The sequence below is a fragment of the Acinetobacter sp. N1-1 genome (assembly GCF_056711485.1).
This window is the reverse complement of record NZ_JBWXUO010000012.1, coordinates 1,524,127-1,550,920: the sequence shown is the minus strand read 5'-3', so window position 1 is coordinate 1,550,920 and position 26,794 is coordinate 1,524,127. Positions and strand designations below refer to the sequence as shown.

The window sequence follows — 26,794 nt, the reverse complement described above, 5'->3', positions numbered from 1 at the left end:
TTATTTTCCCATTTTTTTAACATATGATTGTGCAATATCACGCGCACGATTATCGGCATCTAAAATAATTTCTAGTGAATCAGCTTGAGAATTTTCTAACGAGCTGAGTGTCTGCTCTACTACATTCGAAATATTTGTAAAACTAATTCTATCTTTTAAAAATGCATCCACTGCGATTTCGTTCGCTGCATTTAGTATTGCAGGCGCCAAACCACCTGCTTGCATAGACTCACGAGCAAGTCTTAATGCTGGAAATTTTTTTATATCTGGTGCTTGAAAATCTAGTTTATTATTCACAAATAAATCTAAAGGTGGAACACCTGCATCTATCCTTTTAGGCCATGCTAATGCATGTGCAATTGGTGTACACATATCTGGGTTTCCCATTTGTGCAATAGTAGAACCATCAATATATTGAACCATAGAATGAATAATACTTTGAGGATGCACAACCACTGTAACAAACTGTTCTGAAATTGCAAATAAATGACATGCCTCTATTAATTCCAGACCTTTATTCATTAACGTTGCTGAGTCTATAGAAATTTTTTGTCCCATAGACCAATTAGGATGTTTGCAAGCCTGAACAGGTGTAACAGTTGATAACTCAGCAAATGGTGTATTTAAAAATGGGCCACCCGAAGCAGTTAATAAAATACGTGAGATACCCAGTTTAGGTTCACCATTATTATTTTCAACACTCATATATGTTTCAGGTAAGCATTGAAAAATTGCATTATGTTCGGAGTCTACTGGTAGCAAGAGCGCATTATTGTTTTTTGCTTCTTGCATCATAATATCACCAGACATTACCAATGCTTCTTTATTCGCTAAAAGAACTCGCTTACCTGCTTTAACCGCTGAAAGTGTTGGTATTAAACCTGCAGCACCAACGATGGCAGCCATAACAATATCTACATTGCTATGTGAGGCTACTTTTATTAATCCTTCTTCCCCTGTAAGAATTTCTATATTGTCTAACTGATGCAGCTTTAATAATTGGTATAACTCAGATTTTTTAGCTTCAGGTACAACTGCAACTTTAGGTGAAAATTTCTTACATATATCGACTAAATTATGCATTTGGTTATATGCAGTAACTGCAAAAACCTCATATTTATTTGAGTTTTTTTCAATCACTTTTAATGTACTCTGACCTATAGAGCCTGTTGCGCCTAATATACAAACTGATTGTTTCATTACAAATCAACCCCAATAAGCTTTAACAAATACACGCCCACTGCAAAAATAGGTGCAGCTGCTAGTAATGAATCTATGCGGTCTAGAACACCGCCGTGGCCTGGTAAAATTGTCCCAGAATCTTTTACACCAACACGACGCTTTATCATTGACTCAAATAAATCGCCCAAAACAGAGCCAAGTACTGTAACAACTGAAAGTAAAAGAAATAAAATATGATCTCGTAAACTTAAATGTAAATAATGCAATTGAACAATCATTACAATGATGACTGAGGTACAAATTCCACCAATGAGTCCTTCAACTGACTTATTTGGGCTAACATTCGGCACCATTTTACGGTGTCCAAGTTTACGACCAACAAAATATGCACCGCTATCTGCTCCCCATACTAGAAGGAACAAATACATTAACCACCAAGGAGAATTCAGCCAAACATAGTAAATTGATGTTACTGCAGCAGAAATAAGTACAAAACCAACAATATTTAATCCTTTATTATACCAACCATCAAATTTAGGATAATTTTTTATACAATAAATGCTTAATAACCAGATACAAACGGCAAGACACCATAAGAGAAAAGCAATATCTCTAAAATAAAGTGTTAGACCTGCTACTAGCAACATACCGACTGCATAACAGTAGGTAAAAATAGAATTGTCTTTTTGCTGATGCTTAGGCATAAACTTACACCATTCATACCCACCAACTGACGCCGCAATTAACATTAAAGCAAGCATCGGATAATGGGATGAGGTTGCAAACATACAACTCAAAACAACAGCAACCAAGACCAATGCGGTTTTTATCCGCTCAAACATGAATTAATTCTCAATTTTATCTTGTTGGATTTGTTCAGAAGTTTTACCAAATCTGCGCTCTCTCTCTGAAAACACATCAAAAGCCTTTTGTAACTCTTGAACATTAAACTCTGGCCACAATACCTTTGTAAAATACAATTCGGCATAAGCCAACTGCCAGAGTAAGAAATTAGAAATACGATAATCCCCGCCTGTTCGAATTAACAAGTCAACAGGTGGTAAATTTCCCAACGAAACATACTGACCAAATAAGTCAGCATCAATTTGATCGACACTCACTTTTTTATTCAGAACATCTTGCGCTATTCTTTTAGCACTATCTGCAATATCCCAATGGCCACCATAGCTAATCGCAATAGATAAGGTCATTTTAGTGAAATGTGCAGTTCTTTCTTCAGCTTCTGCAAAAAGTGCCTGTAAGTGTGGCGATAAATAAGACCTATCACCAATGAAACGCAAAGAAATCTCAAATTTAATCATTCGAGGAATTTGCTCATGAATTGTTTGCTCAAGCAAAAACATAAGCAAGTCGACTTCAGCCTGAGGTCTTTTCCAGTTTTCACTTGAAAAGGCAAAAACCGTGAGCGCTTGAACACCAACTTTACGACAATATTCAACAATTGGATCTAAAATTGTTTTACCTTCTTTATGGCCATCGCCTTTAGGTAAATGATTTTTTTTAGCAAAACGATTGTTGCCATCCATAATGATGGCAACATGTTGAGGTAAATGAATGTCTTCAAGCGTTGTCATTCATTAAACCTTCAATAATTCAGCTTCTTTATCTGCTAGGCGCTTATCAACTTCAGCAACATATTTATCTGTGATCTTTTGAATATCGTCACCTGCACGGCGCTCATCATCTTCAGAAATTTCTTTTTCTTTTAATAATGCTTTTACATCACCAAGTACATCACGACGGATATTACGTATCGCAACTTTTGCACCTTCAGCTTCACTACGTGCAACCTTTTGCATATCACGACGCGTTTCTTCAGTAAGCGCTGGTAATGGCACACGAATAGCATCTGCTGTAATTGGGTTTAAGCCAAGATCGCTTTCACGAATTGCTTTATCAATTGTAGAGACCATTTGACGCTCAAAAGGCTGTACCAAAAGCGTACGTGAATCTTCAGCAACTACGTTAGCAACTTGGTTTAAAGGAACATCTGAACCATAGTAAGATACCATTACACTATTTAAAATAGATGGGTGCGCGCGACCTGTACGTACTTTAGCAAAACCTTGCTCCAAAGCTTCAATAGACTTCTGCATACGTTGTTCGCTATCTTTTTTAAGATCGTTAATCATATGATCTTCCTTAAACTATTTAAAATATAAAACTAAAATTAATATTAGTATAAAGAGCTTTTGACCGCACGTACATTATTTCGTAACGTGAGTACCCTCTTTTTCACCCATAACAACAGAAAGTAGTGCACCTGATTTATTCATATCAAATACATGTAGTTGTGCACTATGATCACGGCACAAACAAATTGCCGTTAAATCCATTACACCAAGCTTTTCATCAAGCACTTGATCAAAAGTAAGGTGATCATACTTCACAGCATCATCATATTTACTTGGATCTTTATTATATACACCATCAACTTTCGTTGCTTTTAGAATTAGATTAGCTTCAATCTCAATCCCACGAAGACATGCTGCTGTATCTGTTGTAAAGAAAGGATTTCCTGTTCCTGCAACAAATACACAGACTTCACCATTATTTAGATGACGAATCGCATCACGGCTTGAGTATGGCTCAACAACCGTACCAATAGACAATGCAGACATTAAGCGTGTCTTAATATTACGGCGAACAAGTGCATCACGTAATGCCAAACCATTCATTACGGTCGCTAGCATTCCCATCTGATCGCCTGTTACACGTCCAACAAGTCCGTCTTTCTGTAATTGGCTACCACGATATAAATTTCCACCACCAACAACAATACCAACTTGAACACCTAAACCAACTAAATGTGCAATCGAGAGTGACATTTGATCAAGCACTTGAGCATCAATCCCCATATCACGATTGCCTGACAATGCTTCACCTGAAAGTTTTAATAAGATTCGCGAATAACGCGGACTATTTGTATCTGCCACTATACTTCTCCCAAACTCATGAATTTTGTACTAGTTCTTTTGAATCTCAATTAGCTTTGCAAATAAATCATATTCATCTGCTGCTGTAATTTCGACTTTTAGCCAATCGCCAACTTTTACCTGACTCTTATCTATGTCTTCGACAAAAACATTACCATCAATTTCTGGTGCATCTGCATATGAACGTGCAACAGCAACAGGATAATCTTCTTCTAAACTATCTACTAACACCGTCATTTGCTGACCAACGCGTTGTTGTAGTTTTGCCGCTGAAATTTCTTGTTGAACCTGCATAAAACGTTCATAACGGTCTTGTTTTATTTCTTCAGGCACATGATCTGGTAGATCATTTGCAGTAGCACCTTCTACTGGTGAATATGTGAAGCAACCGACGCGGTCTAATTGAGCCACTTTCAACCAATCTAGAAGCATTTGAAAATCTTCTTCTGTCTCACCAGGAAAACCTACAACAAATGTTGAGCGAATAACAAGCTCAGGACATTTCTCACGCCATACTTTCAAACGTTCTAATGTATTTTCACTATGCGCAGGACGCTTCATTAACTTTAATATGCGTGGACTTGCATGCTGAAAAGGAATGTCAAGATATGGAAGGATCTTACCAGCTGCCATCAAATCAATTACAGCATCGACATGTGGATATGGATATACATAATGTAATCTAACCCATATTCCAAGTTGACCTAAAGCCTCACACATATCATAAAATTTTGTTTTTACGGGCTGACCATTCCAAAAATCAAGCTTGTATTTTGTATCTACACCATACGCAGATGTATCTTGTGAGATTACTAGAACTTCTTTTACACCAGATCGTTTTAAAGCTGCTGCTTCTTCTAAGACAGAACCTACTGGTCTAGACACTAGGTCGCCACGCATACTTGGAATAATACAAAAAGTACAACGATGGTTACATCCTTCAGATATTTTAAGGTATGCATAATGTTTAGGGGTTAAGCGAATACCCTGTTCTGGAACAAGGTCAATAAAAGGATTATGCTTTGGTGGTGCAGGAACATATTCATGTACAGCTTCCATTACATCCTGATAAGCTGCAGCACCTGTCACTTTGAGTACATTTGGATGCATCTGACGAATTTTATCTTCATCTTTACCTAAGCACCCTGTAACAATTACTCGGCCATTTTCGCTCATGGCTTCACCAATTGCATCTAACGACTCTTGTACTGCTGACTCAATGAATCCACAAGTATTTACAACAACTAAATCAGCACCATCATAATCTGATGCTACTTGATAACCTTCAGTACGCAACTGGGTTAAAATACGCTCAGAATCTACCAATGCCTTAGGACAACCTAAAGAAACAAAACCGACTTTGGGGGACTTCATGAAACTCTGCACTCCACTAGAATGCACGTATTGTATGACTTTTCATGTCATAAGCATAGGTTTAAAAACTATAGATTTTGAATTGCACTAAAATATTACAAAATTTTGTACAAAAAATATATCGCACCAATATTGTGCATAGTAAAATACTCAGAGTTAATGCTCCTCTATTTGTGCACTAAACGAATATTATTCATATTATTATTGCACTAAAAATTCATTTATAACCACAAAAAGTTGGCTCAAATATTGCATTAACATATTCATTAAATCAATTATTTAGTATTCCACAATAGAGATAAAAGCAAGTCTACATGGTAATACGCACCATTTATAATCAGGATTATTAAACATGAACAGTACGCAAGTTATTGACTACCGAATGCTTGTAGATAGCCTTACAACAGCCGTATTACTTGTTGACGATAATCTAAATATATTTTACTTAAATTCTTCATGTGAAGCATTGTTCGACATCAGTCTATTGCGAGCATCAGGTATGTCTGTAGTGCAACTTTTAGAAACACCTACAGACCTATTTAATACCAGAGATGCTCTTACAAAGACACTATTACAAGGACAGGCATATACACGTAGAGAAGCGATTATTAATGTAAATTTCAATGATATACATGTCGACTACTCAGTTTCTCAAGTACAATCTTCTAAAAATACTCCACCTTTTTTAATTATTGAACTTACGCCAATTGAACGAATACTAAAAATCACAAAAGACGAAAACCTTATTCAACAACATCAAGTCACACGCCAACTAATTCGTGGCGTTGCACATGAAATTAAAAATCCACTTGGTGGAATAAGAGGTGCAACCCAACTCCTTGCAAGAAGTTTAAAAGATAATAAATATCAAGAGTTTACAGATATTATTATTAGTGAAGTAGACAGATTGAGAGTTCTTGCCGATACCATGCTTGGTTCTAGACAACTTCCAAGCTATATCGATGTAAATATTCACGAGCCTATTGAAAGAGTACGATCACTTATAAACAATCAAACAAAAAAGAAAGTGAAAATTATTCGTGACTACGACCTGTCTTTGCCGAGTGTAAAAGCAGATCGTGACCAACTTATTCAAGTCATACTTAATATCAGTATTAACGCCGTGCAAGCAATTCTAGAAAATAAAAGCTTTTTTCAAGCCCAAGAAATAATGCCAACGATAATATTCAGAACCCGTATACAAAGACTCGTCACTATTAATAGTGTTTTACATAGGTCGGCTATACGTATCGATATTGAAGATAATGGTCCAGGCATTCCTGAAGATATTTTAGAATCTGTTTTTTATCCACTTGTAACCAAAAGAGCGAATGGTACAGGTCTTGGTCTTAGTATTGCACAAAACATTATGCACCAACATAACGGCATGATTGACTGCCAATCTATTGTTGGCAAAACAACCTTTAGTCTATATTTACCTTGGGAGTCATAACATGACACAGAAAAAAATTTGGGTCATTGACGATGATCGTGCGATGCGTTGGGTTTTAGAAAAAACTTTCAAAGAAGAAGGTTTCGATGTCACCAGTTTTGAAGATGCTCAAAGCGCTTTAGACCACTTACTTATAAACCTTCCCGACGTCATTCTCACAGACATACGTATGCCTGGCATTGATGGTTTAACTTTTTTAGGAAAAGTAAAAAATAGTCACCCAGAGCTTCCTGTCATTATTATGACCGCCCATTCAGACCTTGAGTCAGCAGTATCAAGTTATCAAACAGGTGCTTTTGAGTACTTACCAAAACCTTTCGATATTGATGAAGCTTTAGCCCTAGTTAACCGTGCAATACTACATCTTGAGAAAATTCAAAATCAGGAAACAATAAAAGCGAGTTCGCCATTACAATCGACCGAAATTATTGGTGAATCGCCGGCAATGCAGGAAGTTTTTAGAGCCATTGGCAGACTTTCACAATCGCATATTACCGTACTAATCAATGGCGAATCAGGGACAGGGAAAGAGCTCGTTGCACATGCTCTACATCGCCACTCACCTCGTAAAGTAAAGCCTTTTATTGCACTTAATATGGCAGCGATTCCAAAAGATCTTATTGAAACAGAGCTTTTTGGTCATGAAAAAGGAGCTTTTACAGGTGCCAATACCCAGCGCCAAGGACGTTTTGAACAAGCAAATGGTGGAACACTATTCTTAGATGAAATTGGTGACATGCCATTTGAAACACAGACTCGACTTTTACGTGTCTTGGCTGATGGAGAGTTTTACCGTGTCGGTGGGCATATTCCTGTTAGAGTAGATGTACGTATTGTTGCTGCAACACACCAAAATTTAGAAAAGTTAGTCAAAGATGGTCGATTTCGCGAAGACTTATACCATCGTTTGAATGTAATTCGCATACACATACCCAAACTTGCACACCGTAGCGAAGATATTCCCATGCTTGCACAACACTTTCTGATTCAAGCAGGAAAAGAACTGAGCGTAAGCCCGAAAATTCTTCGTTCCGAAACAATTTCTTATATGCAAAAGCTTAGCTGGCCTGGAAATGTCAGACAGCTCGAAAATATTTGTCGTTGGCTTACAGTTATGATTACAGGGCGCGAAGTATATCCTGATGATCTACCAAGTGAGTTAAAGCAAAAACTGCCAAAAACAAATATCCACTCTCCAGAATCCAATGAAAATCTCGTAGACTTAAATAACAAAAATTGGGAGGACCTTTTAAGCCAATGGGCTTTAGAACAACTTAACCATGGCGAAATGAAAATCTTAGATATCGCTGTGCCAATTTTTGAAAAAACACTGATTAATTCAGCACTTAGTCAAACTAAAGGAAGAAAACGCCATGCTGCCGAACTTCTAGGTTGGGGTAGAAATACACTTACTCGTAAACTTAAAGAGCTAGGTATGGAAACATCTGATGAAGATGAAGAAAACATCTGTTAAATAACTAAAAATATGGGTACTTACAAATCAACTGTAAGTACCCTAGATTCACCATATAAAAACTGATATAAATAGTAATAATTATCATTTGCAATGGCAAGTTACTCATGGGTGCATTTCAAAATTTTAAACAAATTATAAAAAAGCAAGAGTTAGATATTCAGAAGCTTTATAATCAAGCATGTATTCTCATTCAAAATAGTTCTTTTAACGATGCTGAAGAAAATTTAAAAAAAATACAATCAATTTCAAATAAAGACACACGTTGGATGAGGGGCTTTGGTCACCTTTTCCATTACAAAGGTAATCCAACACTTTCATATCATTGGTATATGCAAGCAGCACAGCACAACGACGACCTCTCATTTTATCACTTAGGTCAAATTGAGTTTGACCGCCACAATTACACACTTGCAAAACATTATCTTCAGTGCTCTATTGATTTAGGTAATAGCTTAGCACTCGTATTAATTGGTAAAATTTTCCTGTATGAGTATCAGCTCAATCAAGCAATTACCTACCTACAACAAGCAATATTATGCAATCATAATGATGCTCTTATTCCTCTGGGACAAACATATATTTTATTGAAACAATACACAAAAGCTGAAAAGTATCTAACCCAAGCCTGCCATTTAGAAATCGAGTCTTCAGCTCACTATTTTGCAAAATTAAATCAGCATATAAACCAACTAGAACTTGCAAAAAACTGGTATATCTACTCTTTCCAAACCGAAAAAAACATATCTTCCCTAGACTCATTTGGACAAATTTTATGTACTGAAGGAAATATTTTAGATGGTGAAACTATTTTATCTATTACCCATAAACTAGAGGAAAACACCCCCTTATCTGATATAGAAATTACTGTTTTAAATAAAATTATGGGAACAGACACACACTTAAAGATTAATTTCTAAACAACCATTTACACTGTAAACCAACTACTCATATGAATAGCACATTTTATCTCGACAGAGTTTGCTATAATTAGCAACCAATACAGTATGTCTAACTATTTTCCATTTTATTATGTCAGACCCTAAAGAATGCTATTTCAATGAGCAACCTCATACAAAACGAGGCCAAGAACGCTGCACTGCTTTCTTAGAAACAGCAACGGATCTCTTTATGGAGAAAGGCTTTGATTCGGTTTCACTAGATGACATCGTACAACATGCTGGCGGGTCAAAAGCATCCTTGTATAAGTTTTTTGGCAACAAAGAAAGACTTTTCACTGCCATTTGCGATCATCGTCGAGATATTTTTCTGAAAGAAATTTATATGAATACCGATAACGAAGGATTAGACATTAAAACCTTTTTGGCAACCATTTTAAAAAATTTTCATCGCCATCTTGTAAAACCTAATAATTCAAAATTCTTTCGCTTAATGCTAGAAAGAACAAAACATAACCCCGAGCTTGCAACATATTTATATACACGTGGACCAGAAAAAATACTAAACAATATATCTGAGTATTTAAAAAGAGCAACTCAGCAAGGTCTCATCGTATGTGACCATCCAACAGCTTCTGCTCAAACTTTCTTGGGCTGCTTATGGAATTTTAAATGGAAAATAATTATTGGCGCGCCAATCCATGAAACATCAGAAGAATTAGATCAATATATTGAATACTATATAAACCTGTTTTTAAAATCGCATGAATATAAAGAAAGTTTTTGAGTTTTTATAAGCATTTAGTATATATTCAAAGATCACCTTTTCTTTTAACACACAATAACATAACTACATTTACTATAAACAAGTGTAGTTATGTGGAGTAATCATGGCTCTACGTCATTTCTTAACTTTACGTGACTTATCTTCTGCAGAGCTAGAACAAATTATTGAACGCGCGCAGGAGCTAAAAAAAATACAACATGCCAATCAAGTCTACCAACCTTTTAAAGGCAAGGTACTTGGTATGATCTTTGAGAAATCGAGTACGCGTACTCGTGTTTCTTTTGAGGCGGGTATGAGTCAATTTGGGGGCAGTGCCATTTTCCTATCGTCAAGAGATACTCAGCTTGGACGTGGAGAACCCATCGAAGACTCAGCACGTGTCATATCGAGCATGCTAGATATTGTAATGATACGTACTTTCGGACATGACATTGTTGAGCGTTTTGCATCTTATTCTAAAGTACCTGTCATTAATGCACTAACAGATGATCATCACCCTTGCCAACTCCTTGCCGATATACAAACTTTTGTAGAACATCGTGGAAGCATTAAAGGAAAAACTGTTGCTTGGATTGGTGATGGAAACAATATGTGTAACTCTTACATAGAAGCTGCACATATGTGGGGTTTCAAATTAAAAATTGCTTCACCAAAAGGCTATGAGCCTAAATCTGAATTTTTAACCGATTTCTCTCATTGTGTTGAACTTGTAGATTCTGCTGAACAGGCAGCTACTAATGCTGACCTTATTGTTACAGACGTTTGGGCATCTATGGGACAAGAAGAAGAGCAAAAAATTCGAGAGAAAGCTTTTGCTAACTATCAAGTCAATGAAAAACTGTTAGAGATTGCAAAACCTGAATGCTTATTTATGCACTGCCTACCTGCTCACAGAGGCGAAGAAATTTCTGAAACCATGTTAGACCATAAGAGCTCTGTTGTTTGGGATGAAGCAGAAAATCGCTTACATGCACAAAAAGCACTGATGGAGTTCTTACTTAATGAGAACTTTAAATAAGTTATAACCCATTAGACTAAAGTACTCTTGATAATTTTATATTAAGAGTACTTAATGACCTTAAAACCAAGGTAGCACTAAGTTCATAACAATTATATAAATAAATTATACAAAAATCAAACAAATATACAAAAAAAAACATTATTACCACAGTAAACACATAAAGTTCAAACATTATAAGAAGATCTTTTTTGTAGAATTATAAGTTCTTGAATTTTTTTCGCTTTTTAACGTGCTAAGAAAAAATACATGCTAACTTCGGTTTCAAATGCACCTATTTTCTCTTGTCATGTGAAAATCTTCATCTTTCAATTGAATTGTTTTTAGCTTAATGTTTAGAGTGAAAAATTACTCAAAATTAAAGCAATTATAAACAATTCTCACAGTAAACTTGGAATAATTACATGCGTGGATTTAGAAAGAAAAACAGGCCTGTAGATATTGATGATATTAGTATTGTCGATCAATCAAAATCTAAACAGGCAATCATTGCGGCAGCTTTAGGTAATGCCATTGAATGGTTTGACTTTGGTGTATATGGGTATGTTGCATACATTTTAGGTAAAGTCTTTTTCCCCCATGCAAGCCCTAGTATTCAATTAATTGCAGCTCTTGCAACATTCTCTGTACCATTCCTGTTCAGACCTCTAGGCGGTATAATTTTTGGTAGATTAGGCGACAAATATGGTCGTCAGAAAGTCTTATCAACAACTATTATCCTAATGACTCTAAGTACCTGTGCAATTGGTCTATTGCCAGGCTACGAAACCATTGGTATTTGGGCTCCAATACTACTACTTGTAATCAAAGTATTACAAGGTATTTCTGTTGGCGGCGAATACTCTGGTGCTGTAATTTTTGTTGCGGAGTATGCCCCTGACCGTAAACGTGGCTTTATGGGCAGCTGGCTGGATTTCGGCTCAATTGCAGGTTTCTTACTGGGTGCAGGCACAGTATCTCTACTAACGATAGTCATGGGTGCTGAGAAATTTAATGATTGGGGTTGGCGTATTCCATTTATCATATCTCTTCCACTTGGTTTAGTAGGCATGTACTTACGTCATGCATTAGAAGAGACTCCAGCCTACCAACAACATAGTGAATCGGACCAAAAGCAGAAGAAGTTTTCATTTAAAGAGCTACTCGCTACTCATAAGCGCAGCTTACTTCTTTGTATTGGTCTTGTTCTATGTACAAATGTTACGTACTACATGGTACTTACTTACCTACCAAGTTACTTTACACACAACCTTCATTACGATGAAGCTCAAGGTAATTTAATTATTATTGCTGTAATGATTGGTATGTTGTTTGTACAGCCTCTTATTGGTTGGTTAAGTGACAAGTGGGGACGCCGTCCATTTATCTTTATCGGCAGTCTTGCTTTAATCTTCTTATCTTACCCTGCATTTAAATTATTAGATTCTCATGAATCTTCATTAATTTTCTCAGGCTTAATTATCTTAGCACTTGCACTAAATATGCTTATCGGAGTAATGGCATCAACGCTTCCTGCTCTATTCCCTACAGCTATTCGTTTTAGTGCACTCGCAATTGCATTCAACATATCTATTGTTATTGCAGGTTTAACACCAACACTTACTGCAACACTTGTTGAAGCAAGTGGTAATTTAATGATTCCAGCATTCTACCTCATGGTATTTGGTGTAGTTGGTATTATTACTGCAATTAACCTTAAAGAAACAGCAAATAAACCTTTATTTGGTGCTGCTCCACTCGCAACAAGTGAAGAAGAAGCTGCTGAACTTTTAGAAGAGTTCCACGGTACGATTGAAGAACGTATTGAAAAAATTGACGAAAAAATTCTGGCATTACAGAAGAAACGTCAAAATTTAGCAGACAAACACCCAGAAATTGATTAATAAACCGATAAAAAAGGCCGTCAAATGACGGCCTTTTTTATCATTATAGAGAAAGCTCTTCCCACATTTTTTGTAACCTTTTGGGTGAAATAGGTTGTTTTGTTTTCATTGGTTGCGAGAATAAAGAAATTCTAAACTCTTCAACCATTTTATAAAATTCATATAATCGTGCATCATCTTTAAATTTAAAGAGCTTTTCCATCCATGGATCAACCTGATCGACTGCATCTAAATCACGATTTAAATTGTTCGGAAGACGCTCTAATCTTAACTCCAATGCTTGTAAATAGCGTGGAAATTCTTGCCATAAATGCTTAGGCTGTTTATAAGCAAAATTATCTAAACACATAAGTGCAAGCTGATCTTCAACATCATCCATACTTACACCGAACACGGCTTCATCTAAACCTAACAATTGACGGCGTATTGTTTGCCAACTAACATAAATATTGTTAAACATTTTTAAGATGTCTTGCCCTTCCAATAAAAAGTTCTTTTTCACTTTTTGCTGTAAGGTGTTAAATGCTTTTAGATCTTTAGGCAATACATCAATACACTGATCAAGCGTTGCATAGATCAACATATTTTCAAGCTGTGCTTTATTATCCAACGAGGAGTATGCAAGCAATAAAGGCTTACCAATTTGCTTTTTGAGCTGGCGAATCATATCCCCTAATTGCATATGCAATAAACGGATAACCCCTTGTTTATGCTGCTTCTCAGCTTCATGGAGATCATTGAAAGTTTGTACTACAACTCCACTTTCATCTTTAAGCTCTAACTTCCTAAAATCTTTTGTTGGAAAAAGCGCCTGATATTGCTTAACAATAACACCTGTTACTTTTTTCTCTGACTCAAACTGAAAAGCTTCAGGAAAGATACTAAACTCGCCTTTCACTTGTGTAACTGGCTGTTTAGATTCTATACGACAACGTGCTTTAAGCTCAGTAATATTTCTACCCTTTTCTATAAGCCGACCCTTAGCATCAGTTACATAAACAAAAGGCAATAAATATTGATCAATACGCTCAAAAGAAAAGTCTTGCTCTGTAATTTGCTCACCACGTAATACAAATGCCAAATACTTAAAGATATGTTCCCTTAAATGTCGCTCATCAATACCCTTTATAAGCTTTTCAGCTGTTGTTGGAATGGGCACAATATTACGGCGTTTTTCTTTTGGTAGCGTCTTTAATAAAGCTTCAACAAGTGTCCTACGCCATCCAGGTATACCCCATGACCAAATATTTTCATTAATTTGTGGTAGTGCCTGTATAGGAACTTTAACAACTGCACCGTCTTCATCATGACTTGGGTCAAAACGGTATACAGTCGATAAACGTAACTCTCCATTTCTTAAATAATCAGGAAACTGCTGTGTTGTTGGCTTATCATCTAACCAGAGTGTATCTTCATCCACAAATAAATAGCGTGGGTTCTGAGCATCTACTGTTGCAAGCCAATCTTCAAAACTTCGTCTGCTCGCAACCTCTTCAGGTACTTTACTTACATAAAACTGATAAATGGTTTCGTCATCAACAACAAGGTCACGGCGGCGTAGTTTATCCTCAACACGTTCAACTTCTTCAAGCTTTAATAAATTATGCTTTAAGAATGGCGGTGTAATCCCTAAATGTCCTGTCGTCAAAGCATCTCTTAAAAAGATGTCATGCGCAGCTTTTTGGTCTATTTTTTCGAAATTAACCAAACGTTTTGGTTCCACAATTAGACCAAATAATGTAATTTGTGCATACGCATTTACAATACCTGTCTTCTTCGACCAGTGTGGCTCAAAGTAGTGATACTTTAGTAAATCCCTTGCTCCAAGTAAAATCCATTCAGGTTCAATTTTCGCAAGCGTTCTTAAATAAACTTGTGAAGTTTCAACCATCTCAAAAGCCATTAACCAAGATGCGCCCGCTTTATGTAACGCACTTGCAGGAAAAATACGTGCTTTTTGTTGGCGAACAGCCATGTAAACATTTCTTTCATCGGTTTTATTAGCAACAAAAGATAGTAACCCTGTAAGTAAAGCTCGATGTAAGTTTTCATAGCTTGCAGGCTTTTCATTAAAAGATAATTTTAATCCTTCAGCCAATTCAACCAACTGCTTATAAGTTTGCTTCCATTCTCTTAAACGCAACCAACTTAGAAAATGTTGTCTTGCAAATTGACGGCGTTTATTTTCACTCATTTGGTCACGGTTTGACTCAAGTACATCCCATAGCTTTAAATAAAATAAGAAATCTGAATCTGCTTCTTTAAACAAAGCATGTTTTTGGTCTGCTTGTGTTTGCTTGTCAGCTGGTCTTTCACGCGGATCTTGTACAGCCAATGCACTCACAATAATGAGAATTTCTTTCAAAACACCAAAATGTGCACCACCAACAATCATTCTTGCAAGTCTGGGGTCGATCGGCATACGTGCCATCATTTGACCCACACGTGTCAGCTCACCTTTTTTATCATTAAATGCACTGAGTTCAATTAAAAGTTTTCGCCCATCATTCACTAAGCGATGATCTGGTGGCTCAATAAAGTCAAAGTCTTCTAAACTACCCAAACCTAAACTCTGCATTTGTAAAATAACAGATGCAAGGTTAGTTCTCTTAATTTCTGGTTCTGTAAACTCAGGACGGCTTAAAAAATCTTCTTCACTATATAAGCGAATACAAACACCCGCAGCAATACGACCACAACGCCCTTTACGCTGATTTGCAGCCGCCTGTGACACTGCTTCAATAGGCAGTCTTTGAACACGTGAACGATAGTTATAACGAGAAATTCGAGCAAAACCACTATCAATAACATAACGAATGTTAGGTACAGTAAGTGCTGTTTCTGCAACGTTTGTCGCAATAATAATTCGTCGACCACGACCACTTGGATTAAATATCTTTTGTTGTTCAGAAAGTGCTAAACGAGCATATAAAGGTAAAATCTCTGTATGTCTTGGGCCATACTTCTGTAATGTTTCTTGTAGTTCACGAATTTCTTGTTCAGTACTTGCAAATATAAGAATGTCGGCATGTTCAGGATGCCCTGATTTTTCTGCATCTTTAAAACATTCTTCTACGGCTTGTACAACAGCACGTGGTAAGTTTTCTTCAAAGTCATCAAATTCATCATCATCACTCCCTCCAATCGATAAATCTGATATTGGACGATAACGAACTTCAACAGGGTAACTTCTGCCTTCAACTTCAAAAATAGGTGCATGATTAAAGTATTGACTAAAACGGTTCACATCAAGTGTTGCCGATGTAATAATGACTTTAAGGTCTGGGCGCTTTGGTAAAAGTTGTTTTAAATAACCCATGACAAAGTCAATATTTAGTGAACGCTCATGCGCTTCATCAATAATAATCGTGTCATATTTCGTTAAAAAGCGATCATGTCCCAACTCGGCAAGTAAAATACCATCTGTCATTAATCGACAGATCGAATCCGATGAACCTTGCTCATTAAAACGCACTTTAAAACTAATTGATTGCCCTAAAGTTTCTCCTACTTCTTCAGCAATACGTTGTGAAACACTTCTTGCTGCCAAACGACGTGGCTGAGTATGACCAATCATACCTGTAAGACCACGACCTGCTAACATTGCAATTTGTGGAAGCTGAGTGGTTTTTCCAGAGCCTGTTTCACCTGCAACAATAATGACTTGATTTTCTTGTATTGCAGTAATTAACTTATCTGCATATTGCGTTACAGGTAATTCTTGGTTTAATTTTATCTGAGGTAAACGCTCAACTCTTTTTTGAACAATAGCATTCGATTTTTCAAATAACTCCTGATACTGCTGAGCATTTTTTGTTTTACCTTGACTCAACCGATTTAAACGATGCCGATCACGCGCCATAACCATTTGATCTACATTTAAATCTATTCTCACAGAGTACTTTTCCTAAATCTAAAAATGAAGAGGATCATTTTACGCAAATCTAAGACCGATAGAAAGAATTACAAATTAAAAGTTTTCTTTCTTTAGACTTGAAATAAACCGTCATAAACGCTATTTATAATAGTAAGTCAGATAAAATGATTGTGTATGTGGAAATAAAGTATATCTACCCAAAATCTAATTTTCCGATTATGGGTATTTAAAAATACTATTTCCTCAATGAGATATTTTTTCTTATTCTATTCTTATACATAAACAAGTACTCATATCCACTAATCGGAGCATATAATGAGCTTAATTAACACTGAAGTTAAACCATTTAAAGCAACAGCATATAAAAACGGTCAGTTTATCGAAATTTCAGAAGCAGATGTAAAAGGCAAATGGTCTGTATTCTTCTTCTATCCTGCAGACTTCACATTTGTTTGCCCAACAGAGTTAGGCGATCTTGCAGACAACTATGCTGAATTCCAAAAGCTTGGTGTTGAAATTTATGGCGTATCTACAGATACTCACTTCACACACAAAGCTTGGCACGATTCTTCTGAAGAAATCAAAAAAATCGAATACCCAATGGTAGGCGATCCAACATGGACACTTGCTAAAAACTTCGAAGTTCTTATCGAAGGTGAAGGTATTGCTGACCGTGGTACATTCGTTGTAGACCCTGAAGGTAAAATCCAAATCGTTGAAATTAACGCTGGTGGTATTGGTCGTGATGCTCAAGAACTTCTTCGTAAAGTTAAAGCAGCTCAATACGTTCACGCTCACCCAGGTGAAGTTTGCCCAGCAAAATGGAAAGAAGGTGAAGCTACACTTTCTCCATCAATCGATCTAGTTGGTAAAATCTAATTTTATTTCAATATAACGATTGAGAAGGTAGTCACATTTTGTGACTACCTTTTTTATATCTAAAATAAAAAATTATGGATAATCTCATGGATACCAATCAAAAATTATCAGAAGTGAATCAAAAAGTCTTACAAGAAAGTCAGAGCTTTCCAACAGTTAAATTAAAAGATGGTACACCTGTACAAACAGGAACTGTTGCAGCATTGCTATATAATATTCAGCTTTATAATCAAGGAGAACGAGGGCAAATTGAGGATGAGCTTAGACTTGCCATCCCTACACTTTTTAAAATTGGTTTTTTTGATTTATTTACACCAAATGAATGGATTTCATCAGATAATTTAGGAAGAAGTTTTGTAGGTCATGCTGCACAAGCATATTTAGTCACTCAATCTTAGTATACAAGCCAACAATTCTTCTGTTGGCTTTAATATAAATACAACCTATTCACCTATAAGCATACGGCGCTCAATAATGTCATAGCACCATTGAAAGATAAATGTATAAACTAAAATACATAATGTCATCGCTAAATCTAGAAAAAATGCCTCAAGGAGTGATATTTTTAAGGCATAAGCAACCATTGGTATGGTCGCCAACATTAACCCTCCCTCAAAACCAACTGCATGTAAAATACGTACAGGAATCGTTCTATTAAACTGATATTTCTCTTCAAGACCTTCAAATATATAATTAAATATCATATTCCATACAACTGAAGTCACTGCCATAGCAACACCTAATATACCTGTCACGTCCAATGGCATATCTAAAACAGTACTTAAAGCCACTGCAATAATGACCAAGAGAATAATTTCATAACTTAATGCATGAATTAACCTTCGTTTTGAAATAAACATATAAATCATCTTTAATAACCTAGAATATGATCTATTTTATTTTTATAATAATGATAGTTCTAGTTAGAACCTTTCAATAATTTTGATAGATATATGAATATTAACCAAGAACAACTCTCAATCTTTAAAACAGTCATGGAAACAGGTTCTTTCTCAGCTGCTGCAAGAAAGCTAGGAAAAGTTCCTTCTGCTGTCAGTATGTCTATTTCAAATTTAGAAATAGACTTAAATATTCAACTGTTTAAAAGAGTCGGTAGAGAACCTGTTCCAACGCAAGAGGCCAAACATTTATATAAAAAAACAGCAAACTTACTCATTGAAATTAACCAATGGAAACAATATGCACTTGCTTTAGGTACAGGTCTTGAACCATCTTTCAATATTGTTATTGCATCTGAGCTTATCCATACCCAATGGATCAAATACATACAAATACTAGAGCAGCAGTTCCCAACACTAGAAATTAATATATTTTCTGCACCTCAAGAAGATGCTATGAAAATGCTCATGCAGAATGAAGTACAATTTGCATTACTCTTTGAAAGAGAAATTCTTGATCACAGAGAATCTTTTGTTGAATTATTCTCAGAAACAATTACACCAGTAAGCGCCCAAAACCATCCCCTTTGTACCCTTCAGCAAATCACATTAGAAAAATTATCTCAGTATCGACAAATTGTAGTCACAAGTCGCGATAAAACAATTAAACCTGAACTTGTTTTTTCTAAAGATTATTGGCGCACAGACCACTACCATTTAGCACTCTCGCTCATAGAACAGAAACTGGGCTGGGGATTTTTACCGCAAGCATTTTTAGAAAGTTTAACTCAAAAAAAAGCGCATACTTTAGTACCACTTAATTTAATTGATTTCACGCCAAACCTGCGCTACTTTATTGATCTCGTATGGAACAAAGAAACAAGTAAAGGTTTAGCAGGTCAATATTTAATTAACTATGCAAGACAACAGCGTAATAAATAAAAACATTGCAATAGATGTAACAAAATATTGGTCTAGATATGTTATATATAGACAAAATAGACGTAAGAAGTGAATCTAATGACTAAATCTACTTTAGAACAAATTAAAGCGCTTACAACTATTGTTGTAGACAGTGGCGACCTTACAGCAATTAAGAAGTTTAAACCGCTTGATGCAACAACAAATCCATCACTTATTACTGCGGCTGCCTCTCAACCTGAAAATTTAGAGCTGATAGAAAGTTCATATGCCCAAGCTGTTCGAGAAGGCTATACATCAGATGAACGCATTGAACGCACAATTGATATTTTAACAGTGAAACTTGGTGTTGAAATCCTTAAAATTATCGATGGTCGTGTTTCAACTGAAGTTGATGCAAGTTTGTCTTATGATACTGAAGCCACAGTTGCAAAAGCCAAAGAGCTTTTAGCACTTTATAGTAGCTATGGTATTTCATCAGACCGTATTCTTATTAAAATTGCTTCAACTTGGCAAGGTATTCAAGCTGCAAAAGCTTTAGAAGCTGAAGGTATTCACTGTAACTTGACACTCCTTTTTGGATTACATCAAGCACGTGCATGCGCAGATGCTAATATCACGCTCATATCTCCATTCGTTGGTCGTATCCTAGACTGGTATAAAAAAGCTGATAAAGTGGATAACTATCCAATCGAACAAGATCCAGGTGTCCTATCTGTAAAAAGAATTTTTGAATACTATAAATCTCAAAATATTAAAACAGAAATTATGGGTGCAAGCTTCCGTAGTACAGCACAAGTGGTTGCGCTTGCAGGTTGTGACCTGTTAACTATTTCTCCAAATATTTTGGCAAGCCTTGAAAGCGAAACTACAGAAATTTCTTCTCAGTTAAATCAAGATATAGTGAAAGTAGAAAGAGAAGCTGCGATTTCTAAAGAAGAATTTAAAGCTCAAATTGAAAAAGATTTAATGGCTTTCCAACTGCTACAATCTGGCATTGATGGTTTTATTAAAGCAAGAGAACAGCTTAGTGCTTTACTACACCAATCTTTAGGCAATAGTGCAGAAATTAAAGGTTAACTTTTACTTACTAGAGGTCTATATTATGACCTCTAGTTTTCTCTTTTGAGTATCAACCGTGCTCGGCATTATAAATTTACCTACCTTTATTATTGGAACAGTTCTAATTATATTATTACCTGGTCCAAACTCTTTTTATGTACTTTCTGTTGCATCTAAATATGGTGTAAAAGCTGCTTACAGAGCCAGTTTTGGCGTAATTTGTGGTGATTTCATACTTATTCTGGCGACAATTTTTGGCGCAGCTTCCGCATTACATACATTTCCATTGGCTTTTTTAGCTCTTAAAGGTTGTGGTGCAATTTACTTGTCTTATTTAGGCTCTAAACTTATTCGCCATGCATACCAAACATGGAAAAGCCGTCACCAAAAGGTCTCAAAAGAACCTCTTGTATTTGGTGAAAAAGTTGAAAAAATCACACCATACAGAACAGCATTAACCATTAGCTTATTAAACCCTAAAGCAATTTTATTTTTCTTATCATTTTTCATTCAATTTGTAGACCCAAAAAGTGAATCTCCATTTTTAAGTTTTTTAGTACTCGCATTTATCTTAGAAGTAATTAGTTTAAGCTACCTCACTCTTATTATATTTTCAGGTATTAAACTTTCACAATACTTTTCACAACATTTAAGATTGACCAGTATTACCGTTCTTTTTGTTGGCTTATTATTTATTGGTTTTGGTATAAAACTGGCCACATCTACAATTTAATAAATTGAGAGTAACTTCATGCTATCTTCTATAATCTAATTTTCTGATTTAAGGTCAGTAATGTGGCAACAACAATTAAAATAAGTGCCAAGATAACAACAGCACTCCAACCACCATATTGCCAAGCATAACCACCTAATGAACCAACAATACTCGATCCTAAATAATAAAATAATAAATATAGTGATGTTGCATGCCCTTTAAGAGACTTTGCATTTGCACCCACATTACTGCTTGCAATTGAATGCGCAATAAAGAAGCCTGTGGTCACAAAAGCAACCCCAATAATAATTGCAAATAAGTTCATACTTAGCGTAAATAATGTACCAATAAACATGAGTACAAAACCAAAACGCATAATAATTTGGCGACCAAGTTTTTCTACAAGACCACCTGCAACCGATGAAGAAATAATACCAAAGCTGTAAGATAAAAAGATAAGACTAATCTGCGTTTGATTCAACGTATAAGGCTGTGCCGACAATCTAAATGTGATGTAATTGAATAGAGTTACAAAAATACTGGTAAGCAAGAAGCCTATACCATAAACCTTTAATAGCTGAGGATTATTTAAATGTGTTTTCCAAGCATTAATATGAAAAGAAAAATTAACTCCTTTTTTGGCAACAAAATTTTTGGAGGCAGGCAATAATTTTAAAAATCCAAATGCAGAGATCAAGCAAAGTACACCTAATATTGACATTGCCATGCGCCATGAAAAGTATTCGGTAAGTAATCCCATACCGACTCTTCCCATCATTCCACCAAATGCTGTTCCTGCAATATAGAGCCCCATTGTTTTTGCTAAATGCTTAGGATTAATTTCTTCTGCAATCCAAGCCATTGCAACAGCAGGAACCCCACCCAAAATAAATCCCTCTATCGCACGTTCAATGAGTAGTAAATGCCAACTTGAGGACATCGCACACAAGATATTTAAAACTGCTGCTAAGCTCATAGAGCAGAACATTAACCCTTTACGTCCAAGTGCTTGTGAAAATGCACTTGAGAGAACTATTGAAAAAGCCAATAATCCTGTCGTTAGGGACAGTGCAAGCGCACTCGTTCCAGGTGTCACATGAAATGTTTGTGTAAATGCAGGCAATAGAGGCTGCACACAATAGATGAGAGAAAAACTTGCAAAGCCCAAAAGAAATAGTGCAATCCCCGCCTTTTGAAAAGATTTAGTACCAAAACTGATACCTAAATAATCTTCTTGCACCAAAGGCGTCGCATCTGCTTGCGCTTTCATTTGAATAACCTAAATATAAACTTATTGTTGAGTATTATTTAGATTAGCAAGCTAATAGATATATGTATAATATATAATACTATAATAGGCTATATATAAAAAATATGGACTTACGACATATAAAATATTTTATTGCTGTTGCTGAAGAACAAAGCTTCTCAAAAGCTGCACAAAGACTAAATATGAGCCAGCCACCTTTAAGCATGCAAATCAAACAGCTTGAAGAGGAAGTGGGTACTGAATTGTTTTATAGAACATCACAAGGGGTATCGCTTACGCCTTCAGGAAAAGTTTTTCTAAAATCTGTATTACCCATACAAAATCAAATTCACCATGCCATTCGACAAACACAAAGCACAGCAAATGGTAATATGGGAGAATTACGGCTAGGCTTTACAGGCACAGCAATTTTAAACCCCCTAATTCCTAAAGCTATTAAAGCTTTTCAAGAACAATACCCTGCTGTCAATCTCATTTTAACAGAGGCAAACTCTCTTCTTCTCATTGAAGCAATATTACATAATGAGCTTGATATTGCTGTTATTCGACCACCAAAAACTCACTTTAATGGGGTTTATATACAGCATCTAATTGAAGAACGCCTTGTTGCAGTACTTCCAAAAAACTATTTACTCTCTGATGGAAAGTTAAATTCTTTAGAAGCACTTAAAAATGAACGGTTTATTGTTTCACCATATGAAGTGAGTGCGGGATTATTTGAAGCGACGGTACATGCTTGCCAGCAAAGCGGCTTTGAACCTAAATTTGGCCCAAGCGCGCCACAAATTGTTTCAATACTCTCACTTGTTGCAGCAAATATTGGGGTTTCTCTTGTACCCGAATCGACACAACAGCTAAATATTAAAGGAATTCAGTATCAAACACTCGATCCCAAAATTTCTAAAATTGGCTTAGGACTCGCATACAAAGTAGACCATCACTCTCAACCTGCCATTAACTTTTCTAGCATTCTTCACTCACTTTTACACCGTAAATTGAAATGAATGCTTATCCATACTTACGGGTAAATTGCTCATCAGAAGAACATAGGTAAATAATTCCTTCAATAAATGCGACAAATGAAGGCAAAAATGTCCAACAAAAAATAAGATACAAAAAACCCTGACCCACTCTCCCTAAATAAAATTTGTGGATACCAAAGCCACCGAGAAGAAATGCCAGTAAGGCGGCTACCAATTTATTCTTTTCCCCTATAACAGGTGGATTGGTCTGACGTACACCACATTTAGGGCAAATTTCAGCACGCGCATCTATAGACTGACTACATGCAAAACAAAATTTTGTCTGATTCATAAAAATACTTACTCAAAATAAAAAGCATTGTGCAGTATTAAACTGCACAATGCTTATTCTATATAAATTACACAGCTAACATACTATTTAATGTTTCTACAACATTTTTAGACTTCACGTTTACTTTTAGTGCTGTCAACGCATCTTTAACCTCAGTTCGTTTTGGCTCTGCCAATGTATACCAACGTGAAAGCACCTGAAGTAAACGTGAACCAACAATTGGGTTCTTTTCATCTAAGTATTTTGCAAGATCGATAAAATGAGCTACACCATAGCCCCACGCATTTACAGGGTTGCTATTTAAACCACCACTTACCGCACGAATACGGTTTGGTGTACCCAAATCATAATCACGATGCGATGTCAGATACTCAATCGTTTCTTTAGTGGCTGTTGGATTCGCTGCTTGCAACATAAACCACTGATCTAATGCAAGTGGTTCATCCTTAAAACGAGTATAAAAGGTTTTTAATGCTTCTTCCGCTTGCGGAGCATCATTCCAAACCAATACTTTTAATGCACCTAAACGCTCAGACATGTTTGATGTGGTATTAAATTGATGTTTTGCTAATTCAAATACTGCTTCATCACCTTGACGAGCCATATAACTAAGCATGATATTTTTTAGCGCACGCTCACCCATTGCCTGAGAAAACTCAGATTGCAACTCAGGATTTAGGCTTAAATACGTTTCTTTAAAGAACCCACCCAGTGCTTTTGCAAATGCATTCAAAAGTGCATTACGCTTTTCTTGAATGACTTCAGGCTGATAGTTTTCATCAATACGACTTGCTAAATAACTTTCTGATGGCACATCCAGTAAGCGAGATGCCAATAAAGGATCTTTTTCAACAATTGCTGGCAATGTATTTTTCAATGCCTGAATGTATGGTTCTGCGACATGATCATCTAATAAAATACGCTCAAGTAGTGTTTGTGTCGCTTGCCACTGGTTAAATCCATTGGTTTCATGCTCAATCAGGAAAGCCAACGCATCATCTGTATAGTCAAAATCTAAATTTACAGGTGCTGAAAAGTTACGTAACAATGATACAACAGGCTCATTTGTTATATTTTTAAATGTGATTGTTGCTTCTTCAGTATCAAACAGATATACGCCGTCTTTTACTTTGTTTTCTACAAGACCGTCAGCATCAAGTATAAACTGCTCACCTGTCTCTGTATTAAACAATGCAAGTGCAACAGGTATCGGTAGCGCTTTAAGCTGAGGATACTTGTCATTTTTTCTAAGTGACTGTTTAAATTTAAGCGTATAAGTTTGATGTTCTGCATCATAATTATGGCTAACGTGTAGCTTAGGCGTACCTGGCTGGTTATACCAACGTAGAAATGCCGACACATCTACACCTGAACCTGCGGATAATGCAGAAATCCAGTCTTCCACAGTGACTGCTTGCCCATCATAACGGCTAAAATACTCATCTGTACCTTGACGATACTTTTCTTTACCCAGTAAGGTCGCCATCATTCTGTTAATTTCAGCACCTTTTTCATATACAGTTGCCGTATAGAAATTATTAATCTCTACAAAGTGATCAGGTCGTGGTGGATGAGATAATGGACCTGCATCTTCAGGAAATTGATGAGATTTTAATATAGATACATCATCAATACGCTGTACTGCTGCCGACTGTAAATCTTCGGAAAAAGATTGATCACGAAATACTGTTAAACCCTCTTTCAAACAAAGTTGGAACCAATCACGGCAAGTAATACGGTTTCCTGTCCAATTATGAAAATATTCGTGTGCAATAACTGACTGTACACGCATAATCGCGCCATCAGTTGTATATTCTTCATCTGCTAATACGCATGAGGTATTAAAGATATTTAAACCTTTATTTTCCATTGCCCCCATATTAAACTGACTAACCGCAACGATCATATAATTATCTAAATCATACGGACGACCATAATGCTCTTCATCCCAACGCATAGAGTGCTTAAGTGCTTCCATAGCGATTTTACATTTTGGAATATCTTTTTCTATTGCATAGATCTCTAACGCAACATCTCTCCCTTCAGACGTCACATAATGGTCTTTTAGTACTGCAAGATCACCAATCACACATGCAAATAAATAACTCGGTTTTTTAGTTGGATCTTCCCAAATTGCATAATGGCGTGATTCATTCACTTCGCCTTTTTCAAGTAAATTACCATTTGCTAAAAGAACGGGATACTTTTTATCTGCTTCAACACGTGTTGTAAATACAGAAAGAACATCAGGACGATCTGGATAAAAGGTGATTTTTCGGAAACCTTCAGGCTCATTTTGAGTTACAAACAGATCTCCCGCCTGATAAAGCCCCTCAAGCATTGTATTTTTTTCAGGATGAATAATAACTCTCGTTTTAATCACTGCTATATCAGGTACATCAATAAGTGTGAGTTGCTCTGTATCAAGTTGATATTGCTCACTGGTAAAGACCTGATCATTCACTTTAATTTCAGTCAACTCAAGATCACGTCCTAGAAGGACAAGATCACCTTCCGTTTGGCGCTGTACATTTAAAACACTATCTACAATGGTATAATCTTGAAAGACTTGAATATCTAAATGAACTGAATCCACTAAAAATGTAGGTTTCTTATAATCTTTTAAATATACAGTTTGATCTGCACTTTCAACCGTTGGATTTGCAGCTATATTCATCTTTTATCCCTACGTTATTCATCATTTAACACAATTTAAAATTAATATTGGGCAATCATCTGTATTTTTCAAATGAAAAATGAGGTTTTTACAAATACTTCACTCAATCTAATAAAAATTAGGCATTTAGTAGATTTAAGCACATTCAGAAAC

Annotated in this window: 23 protein-coding genes; 12 read left to right on the top strand and 11 right to left on the bottom strand. The window is 36.0% G+C overall.

The window, feature by feature from the left end:
* From ispC to rimO, 6 genes are all read right to left on the bottom strand, one after another.
* The gene (gene ispC, locus AC1MPL_RS07690) at positions 1–1,200 is read right to left on the bottom strand and encodes a 1-deoxy-D-xylulose-5-phosphate reductoisomerase (protein ID WP_479765195.1); all 1,200 of its coding nucleotides are present in this window, start codon (positions 1,198–1,200) and stop codon (positions 1–3) included.
* Positions 1,200–2,024 (bottom strand): phosphatidate cytidylyltransferase, encoded by an 825-nt coding sequence (locus AC1MPL_RS07685; RefSeq protein WP_479765194.1) that lies wholly within the window; start codon positions 2,022–2,024, stop codon positions 1,200–1,202. The genes ispC and AC1MPL_RS07685 overlap by 1 nt, the downstream gene beginning before the upstream one ends.
* Before the next feature lie 3 nt (positions 2,025–2,027).
* Entirely contained in the window at positions 2,028–2,777 is a 750-nt protein-coding gene (gene uppS, locus AC1MPL_RS07680; RefSeq protein ID WP_479765193.1) for a polyprenyl diphosphate synthase, read from the bottom strand.
* 3 nt (positions 2,778–2,780) lie between these two features.
* Complete coding sequence (gene frr, locus AC1MPL_RS07675; protein ID WP_479765192.1) at positions 2,781–3,335, bottom strand: ribosome recycling factor; 555 nt, start codon at positions 3,333–3,335, stop codon at positions 2,781–2,783.
* Positions 3,336–3,410: 75 nt separating this feature from the next.
* Positions 3,411–4,139 carry a UMP kinase gene (gene pyrH / locus AC1MPL_RS07670; protein ID WP_023271957.1) on the bottom strand — a complete coding sequence of 243 codons (729 nt, stop codon included), beginning with the start codon at positions 4,137–4,139 and terminating at the stop codon, positions 3,411–3,413.
* 30 nt (positions 4,140–4,169) lie between these two features.
* Entirely contained in the window at positions 4,170–5,513 is a 1,344-nt protein-coding gene (gene rimO, locus AC1MPL_RS07665) for a 30S ribosomal protein S12 methylthiotransferase RimO (protein WP_479765191.1), read from the bottom strand.
* Positions 5,514–5,865: 352 nt separating this feature from the next.
* On the opposite strand from rimO, the gene glnL reads away from it, so the two are divergent.
* The 6 genes from glnL to proP all read left to right on the top strand — a co-directional run bounded on the left by glnL (position 5,866) and on the right by proP (position 13,027).
* The gene (gene glnL, locus AC1MPL_RS07660; protein WP_479765190.1) at positions 5,866–6,966 is read left to right on the top strand and encodes a nitrogen regulation protein NR(II); all 1,101 of its coding nucleotides are present in this window, start codon (positions 5,866–5,868) and stop codon (positions 6,964–6,966) included.
* A gap of 1 nt (position 6,967) precedes the next feature.
* Positions 6,968–8,440, top strand: a complete 1,473-nt coding sequence (glnG, locus tag AC1MPL_RS07655) for a nitrogen regulation protein NR(I) (RefSeq protein ID WP_479765189.1) — start codon at positions 6,968–6,970, stop codon at positions 8,438–8,440.
* A gap of 107 nt (positions 8,441–8,547) precedes the next feature.
* Positions 8,548–9,360: a hypothetical protein gene (locus AC1MPL_RS07650; protein ID WP_479765188.1), complete on the top strand. Its 813-nt coding sequence runs from the start codon at positions 8,548–8,550 to the stop codon at positions 9,358–9,360.
* Between the two features lie 112 nt (positions 9,361–9,472).
* The gene (locus tag AC1MPL_RS07645; protein WP_479765187.1) at positions 9,473–10,126 is read left to right on the top strand and encodes a TetR/AcrR family transcriptional regulator; all 654 of its coding nucleotides are present in this window, start codon (positions 9,473–9,475) and stop codon (positions 10,124–10,126) included.
* A gap of 103 nt (positions 10,127–10,229) precedes the next feature.
* The gene (gene argF / locus AC1MPL_RS07640) at positions 10,230–11,144 is read left to right on the top strand and encodes an ornithine carbamoyltransferase (protein ID WP_479765186.1); all 915 of its coding nucleotides are present in this window, start codon (positions 10,230–10,232) and stop codon (positions 11,142–11,144) included.
* 404 nt (positions 11,145–11,548) lie between these two features.
* Positions 11,549–13,027: a glycine betaine/L-proline transporter ProP gene (proP, locus tag AC1MPL_RS07635; RefSeq protein WP_479765185.1), complete on the top strand. Its 1,479-nt coding sequence runs from the start codon at positions 11,549–11,551 to the stop codon at positions 13,025–13,027.
* A 43-nt stretch (positions 13,028–13,070) separates the two neighbouring features.
* On the opposite strand, the gene hrpA is transcribed toward proP, so the two are convergent.
* Complete coding sequence (hrpA, locus tag AC1MPL_RS07630) at positions 13,071–16,922, bottom strand: ATP-dependent RNA helicase HrpA (RefSeq protein ID WP_479765184.1); 3,852 nt, start codon at positions 16,920–16,922, stop codon at positions 13,071–13,073.
* Between the two features lie 297 nt (positions 16,923–17,219).
* Here hrpA and ahpC point away from each other — a divergent pair, with 297 nt between their 5' ends.
* Both ahpC and AC1MPL_RS07620 read left to right on the top strand, forming a co-directional pair.
* Entirely contained in the window at positions 17,220–17,783 is a 564-nt protein-coding gene (gene ahpC, locus AC1MPL_RS07625) for an alkyl hydroperoxide reductase subunit C (protein ID WP_479765183.1), read from the top strand.
* 74 nt (positions 17,784–17,857) lie between these two features.
* Complete coding sequence (locus AC1MPL_RS07620; RefSeq protein WP_479765182.1) at positions 17,858–18,181, top strand: DUF7709 family protein; 324 nt, start codon at positions 17,858–17,860, stop codon at positions 18,179–18,181.
* A gap of 45 nt (positions 18,182–18,226) precedes the next feature.
* Here the strand turns inward: AC1MPL_RS07620 and aceI are convergent, their stop codons facing one another.
* Positions 18,227–18,643 carry a chlorhexidine efflux PACE transporter AceI gene (aceI, locus tag AC1MPL_RS07615; protein WP_479765181.1) on the bottom strand — a complete coding sequence of 139 codons (417 nt, stop codon included), beginning with the start codon at positions 18,641–18,643 and terminating at the stop codon, positions 18,227–18,229.
* A gap of 93 nt (positions 18,644–18,736) precedes the next feature.
* On the opposite strand from aceI, the gene AC1MPL_RS07610 reads away from it, so the two are divergent.
* The 3 genes from AC1MPL_RS07610 to leuE all read left to right on the top strand — a co-directional run bounded on the left by AC1MPL_RS07610 (position 18,737) and on the right by leuE (position 21,398).
* The gene (locus AC1MPL_RS07610; protein ID WP_479765180.1) at positions 18,737–19,624 is read left to right on the top strand and encodes a LysR family transcriptional regulator; all 888 of its coding nucleotides are present in this window, start codon (positions 18,737–18,739) and stop codon (positions 19,622–19,624) included.
* A gap of 78 nt (positions 19,625–19,702) precedes the next feature.
* The gene (gene tal, locus AC1MPL_RS07605) at positions 19,703–20,683 is read left to right on the top strand and encodes a transaldolase (RefSeq protein WP_479765179.1); all 981 of its coding nucleotides are present in this window, start codon (positions 19,703–19,705) and stop codon (positions 20,681–20,683) included.
* Positions 20,684–20,741: 58 nt separating this feature from the next.
* Positions 20,742–21,398, top strand: a complete 657-nt coding sequence (gene leuE / locus AC1MPL_RS07600) for a leucine efflux protein LeuE (RefSeq protein ID WP_479765178.1) — start codon at positions 20,742–20,744, stop codon at positions 21,396–21,398.
* 28 nt (positions 21,399–21,426) lie between these two features.
* Here the strand turns inward: leuE and AC1MPL_RS07595 are convergent, their stop codons facing one another.
* Complete coding sequence (locus AC1MPL_RS07595) at positions 21,427–22,650, bottom strand: MFS transporter (RefSeq protein ID WP_479765177.1); 1,224 nt, start codon at positions 22,648–22,650, stop codon at positions 21,427–21,429.
* 104 nt (positions 22,651–22,754) lie between these two features.
* Here AC1MPL_RS07595 and AC1MPL_RS07590 point away from each other — a divergent pair, with 104 nt between their 5' ends.
* On the top strand, positions 22,755–23,654 hold the full coding sequence (locus tag AC1MPL_RS07590; protein WP_479765176.1) for a LysR family transcriptional regulator: 900 nt from the start codon (positions 22,755–22,757) through the stop codon (positions 23,652–23,654).
* Between the two features lie 4 nt (positions 23,655–23,658).
* Here the strand turns inward: AC1MPL_RS07590 and AC1MPL_RS07585 are convergent, their stop codons facing one another.
* Both AC1MPL_RS07585 and pepN read right to left on the bottom strand, forming a co-directional pair.
* Entirely contained in the window at positions 23,659–23,964 is a 306-nt protein-coding gene (locus AC1MPL_RS07585; protein ID WP_479765175.1) for a TM2 domain-containing protein, read from the bottom strand.
* 67 nt (positions 23,965–24,031) lie between these two features.
* On the bottom strand, positions 24,032–26,641 hold the full coding sequence (gene pepN, locus AC1MPL_RS07580; RefSeq protein WP_479765174.1) for an aminopeptidase N: 2,610 nt from the start codon (positions 26,639–26,641) through the stop codon (positions 24,032–24,034).
* Positions 26,642–26,794 lie beyond the last annotated feature (153 nt).

What these genes read in the sequence shown, in the direction of transcription:
- AC1MPL_RS07650 (WP_479765188.1), top strand. Translation starts at nt 8,548, where the DNA reads ATGGGTGCATTTCAAAATTTTAAACAAATTATAAAAAAGCAAGAGTTA.
- glnL (WP_479765190.1), top strand. Translation starts at nt 5,866, where the DNA reads ATGAACAGTACGCAAGTTATTGACTACCGAATGCTTGTAGATAGCCTT.
- argF (WP_479765186.1), top strand. Translation starts at nt 10,230, where the DNA reads ATGGCTCTACGTCATTTCTTAACTTTACGTGACTTATCTTCTGCAGAG.
- uppS (WP_479765193.1), bottom strand. Translation starts at nt 2,777, where the DNA reads ATGACAACGCTTGAAGACATTCATTTACCTCAACATGTTGCCATCATT.
- proP (WP_479765185.1), top strand. Translation starts at nt 11,549, where the DNA reads ATGCGTGGATTTAGAAAGAAAAACAGGCCTGTAGATATTGATGATATT.
- AC1MPL_RS07610 (WP_479765180.1), top strand. Translation starts at nt 18,737, where the DNA reads ATGAATATTAACCAAGAACAACTCTCAATCTTTAAAACAGTCATGGAA.
- AC1MPL_RS07595 (WP_479765177.1), bottom strand. Translation starts at nt 22,650, where the DNA reads ATGAAAGCGCAAGCAGATGCGACGCCTTTGGTGCAAGAAGATTATTTA.
- AC1MPL_RS07590 (WP_479765176.1), top strand. Translation starts at nt 22,755, where the DNA reads ATGGACTTACGACATATAAAATATTTTATTGCTGTTGCTGAAGAACAA.
- ahpC (WP_479765183.1), top strand. Translation starts at nt 17,220, where the DNA reads ATGAGCTTAATTAACACTGAAGTTAAACCATTTAAAGCAACAGCATAT.
- AC1MPL_RS07685 (WP_479765194.1), bottom strand. Translation starts at nt 2,024, where the DNA reads ATGTTTGAGCGGATAAAAACCGCATTGGTCTTGGTTGCTGTTGTTTTG.
- tal (WP_479765179.1), top strand. Translation starts at nt 19,703, where the DNA reads ATGACTAAATCTACTTTAGAACAAATTAAAGCGCTTACAACTATTGTT.
- AC1MPL_RS07645 (WP_479765187.1), top strand. Translation starts at nt 9,473, where the DNA reads ATGTCAGACCCTAAAGAATGCTATTTCAATGAGCAACCTCATACAAAA.
- glnG (WP_479765189.1), top strand. Translation starts at nt 6,968, where the DNA reads ATGACACAGAAAAAAATTTGGGTCATTGACGATGATCGTGCGATGCGT.
- frr (WP_479765192.1), bottom strand. Translation starts at nt 3,335, where the DNA reads ATGATTAACGATCTTAAAAAAGATAGCGAACAACGTATGCAGAAGTCT.
- rimO (WP_479765191.1), bottom strand. Translation starts at nt 5,513, where the DNA reads ATGAAGTCCCCCAAAGTCGGTTTTGTTTCTTTAGGTTGTCCTAAGGCA.
- ispC (WP_479765195.1), bottom strand. Translation starts at nt 1,200, where the DNA reads ATGAAACAATCAGTTTGTATATTAGGCGCAACAGGCTCTATAGGTCAG.
- AC1MPL_RS07585 (WP_479765175.1), bottom strand. Translation starts at nt 23,964, where the DNA reads ATGAATCAGACAAAATTTTGTTTTGCATGTAGTCAGTCTATAGATGCG.
- pepN (WP_479765174.1), bottom strand. Translation starts at nt 26,641, where the DNA reads ATGAATATAGCTGCAAATCCAACGGTTGAAAGTGCAGATCAAACTGTA.
- aceI (WP_479765181.1), bottom strand. Translation starts at nt 18,643, where the DNA reads ATGTTTATTTCAAAACGAAGGTTAATTCATGCATTAAGTTATGAAATT.
- AC1MPL_RS07620 (WP_479765182.1), top strand. Translation starts at nt 17,858, where the DNA reads ATGGATAATCTCATGGATACCAATCAAAAATTATCAGAAGTGAATCAA.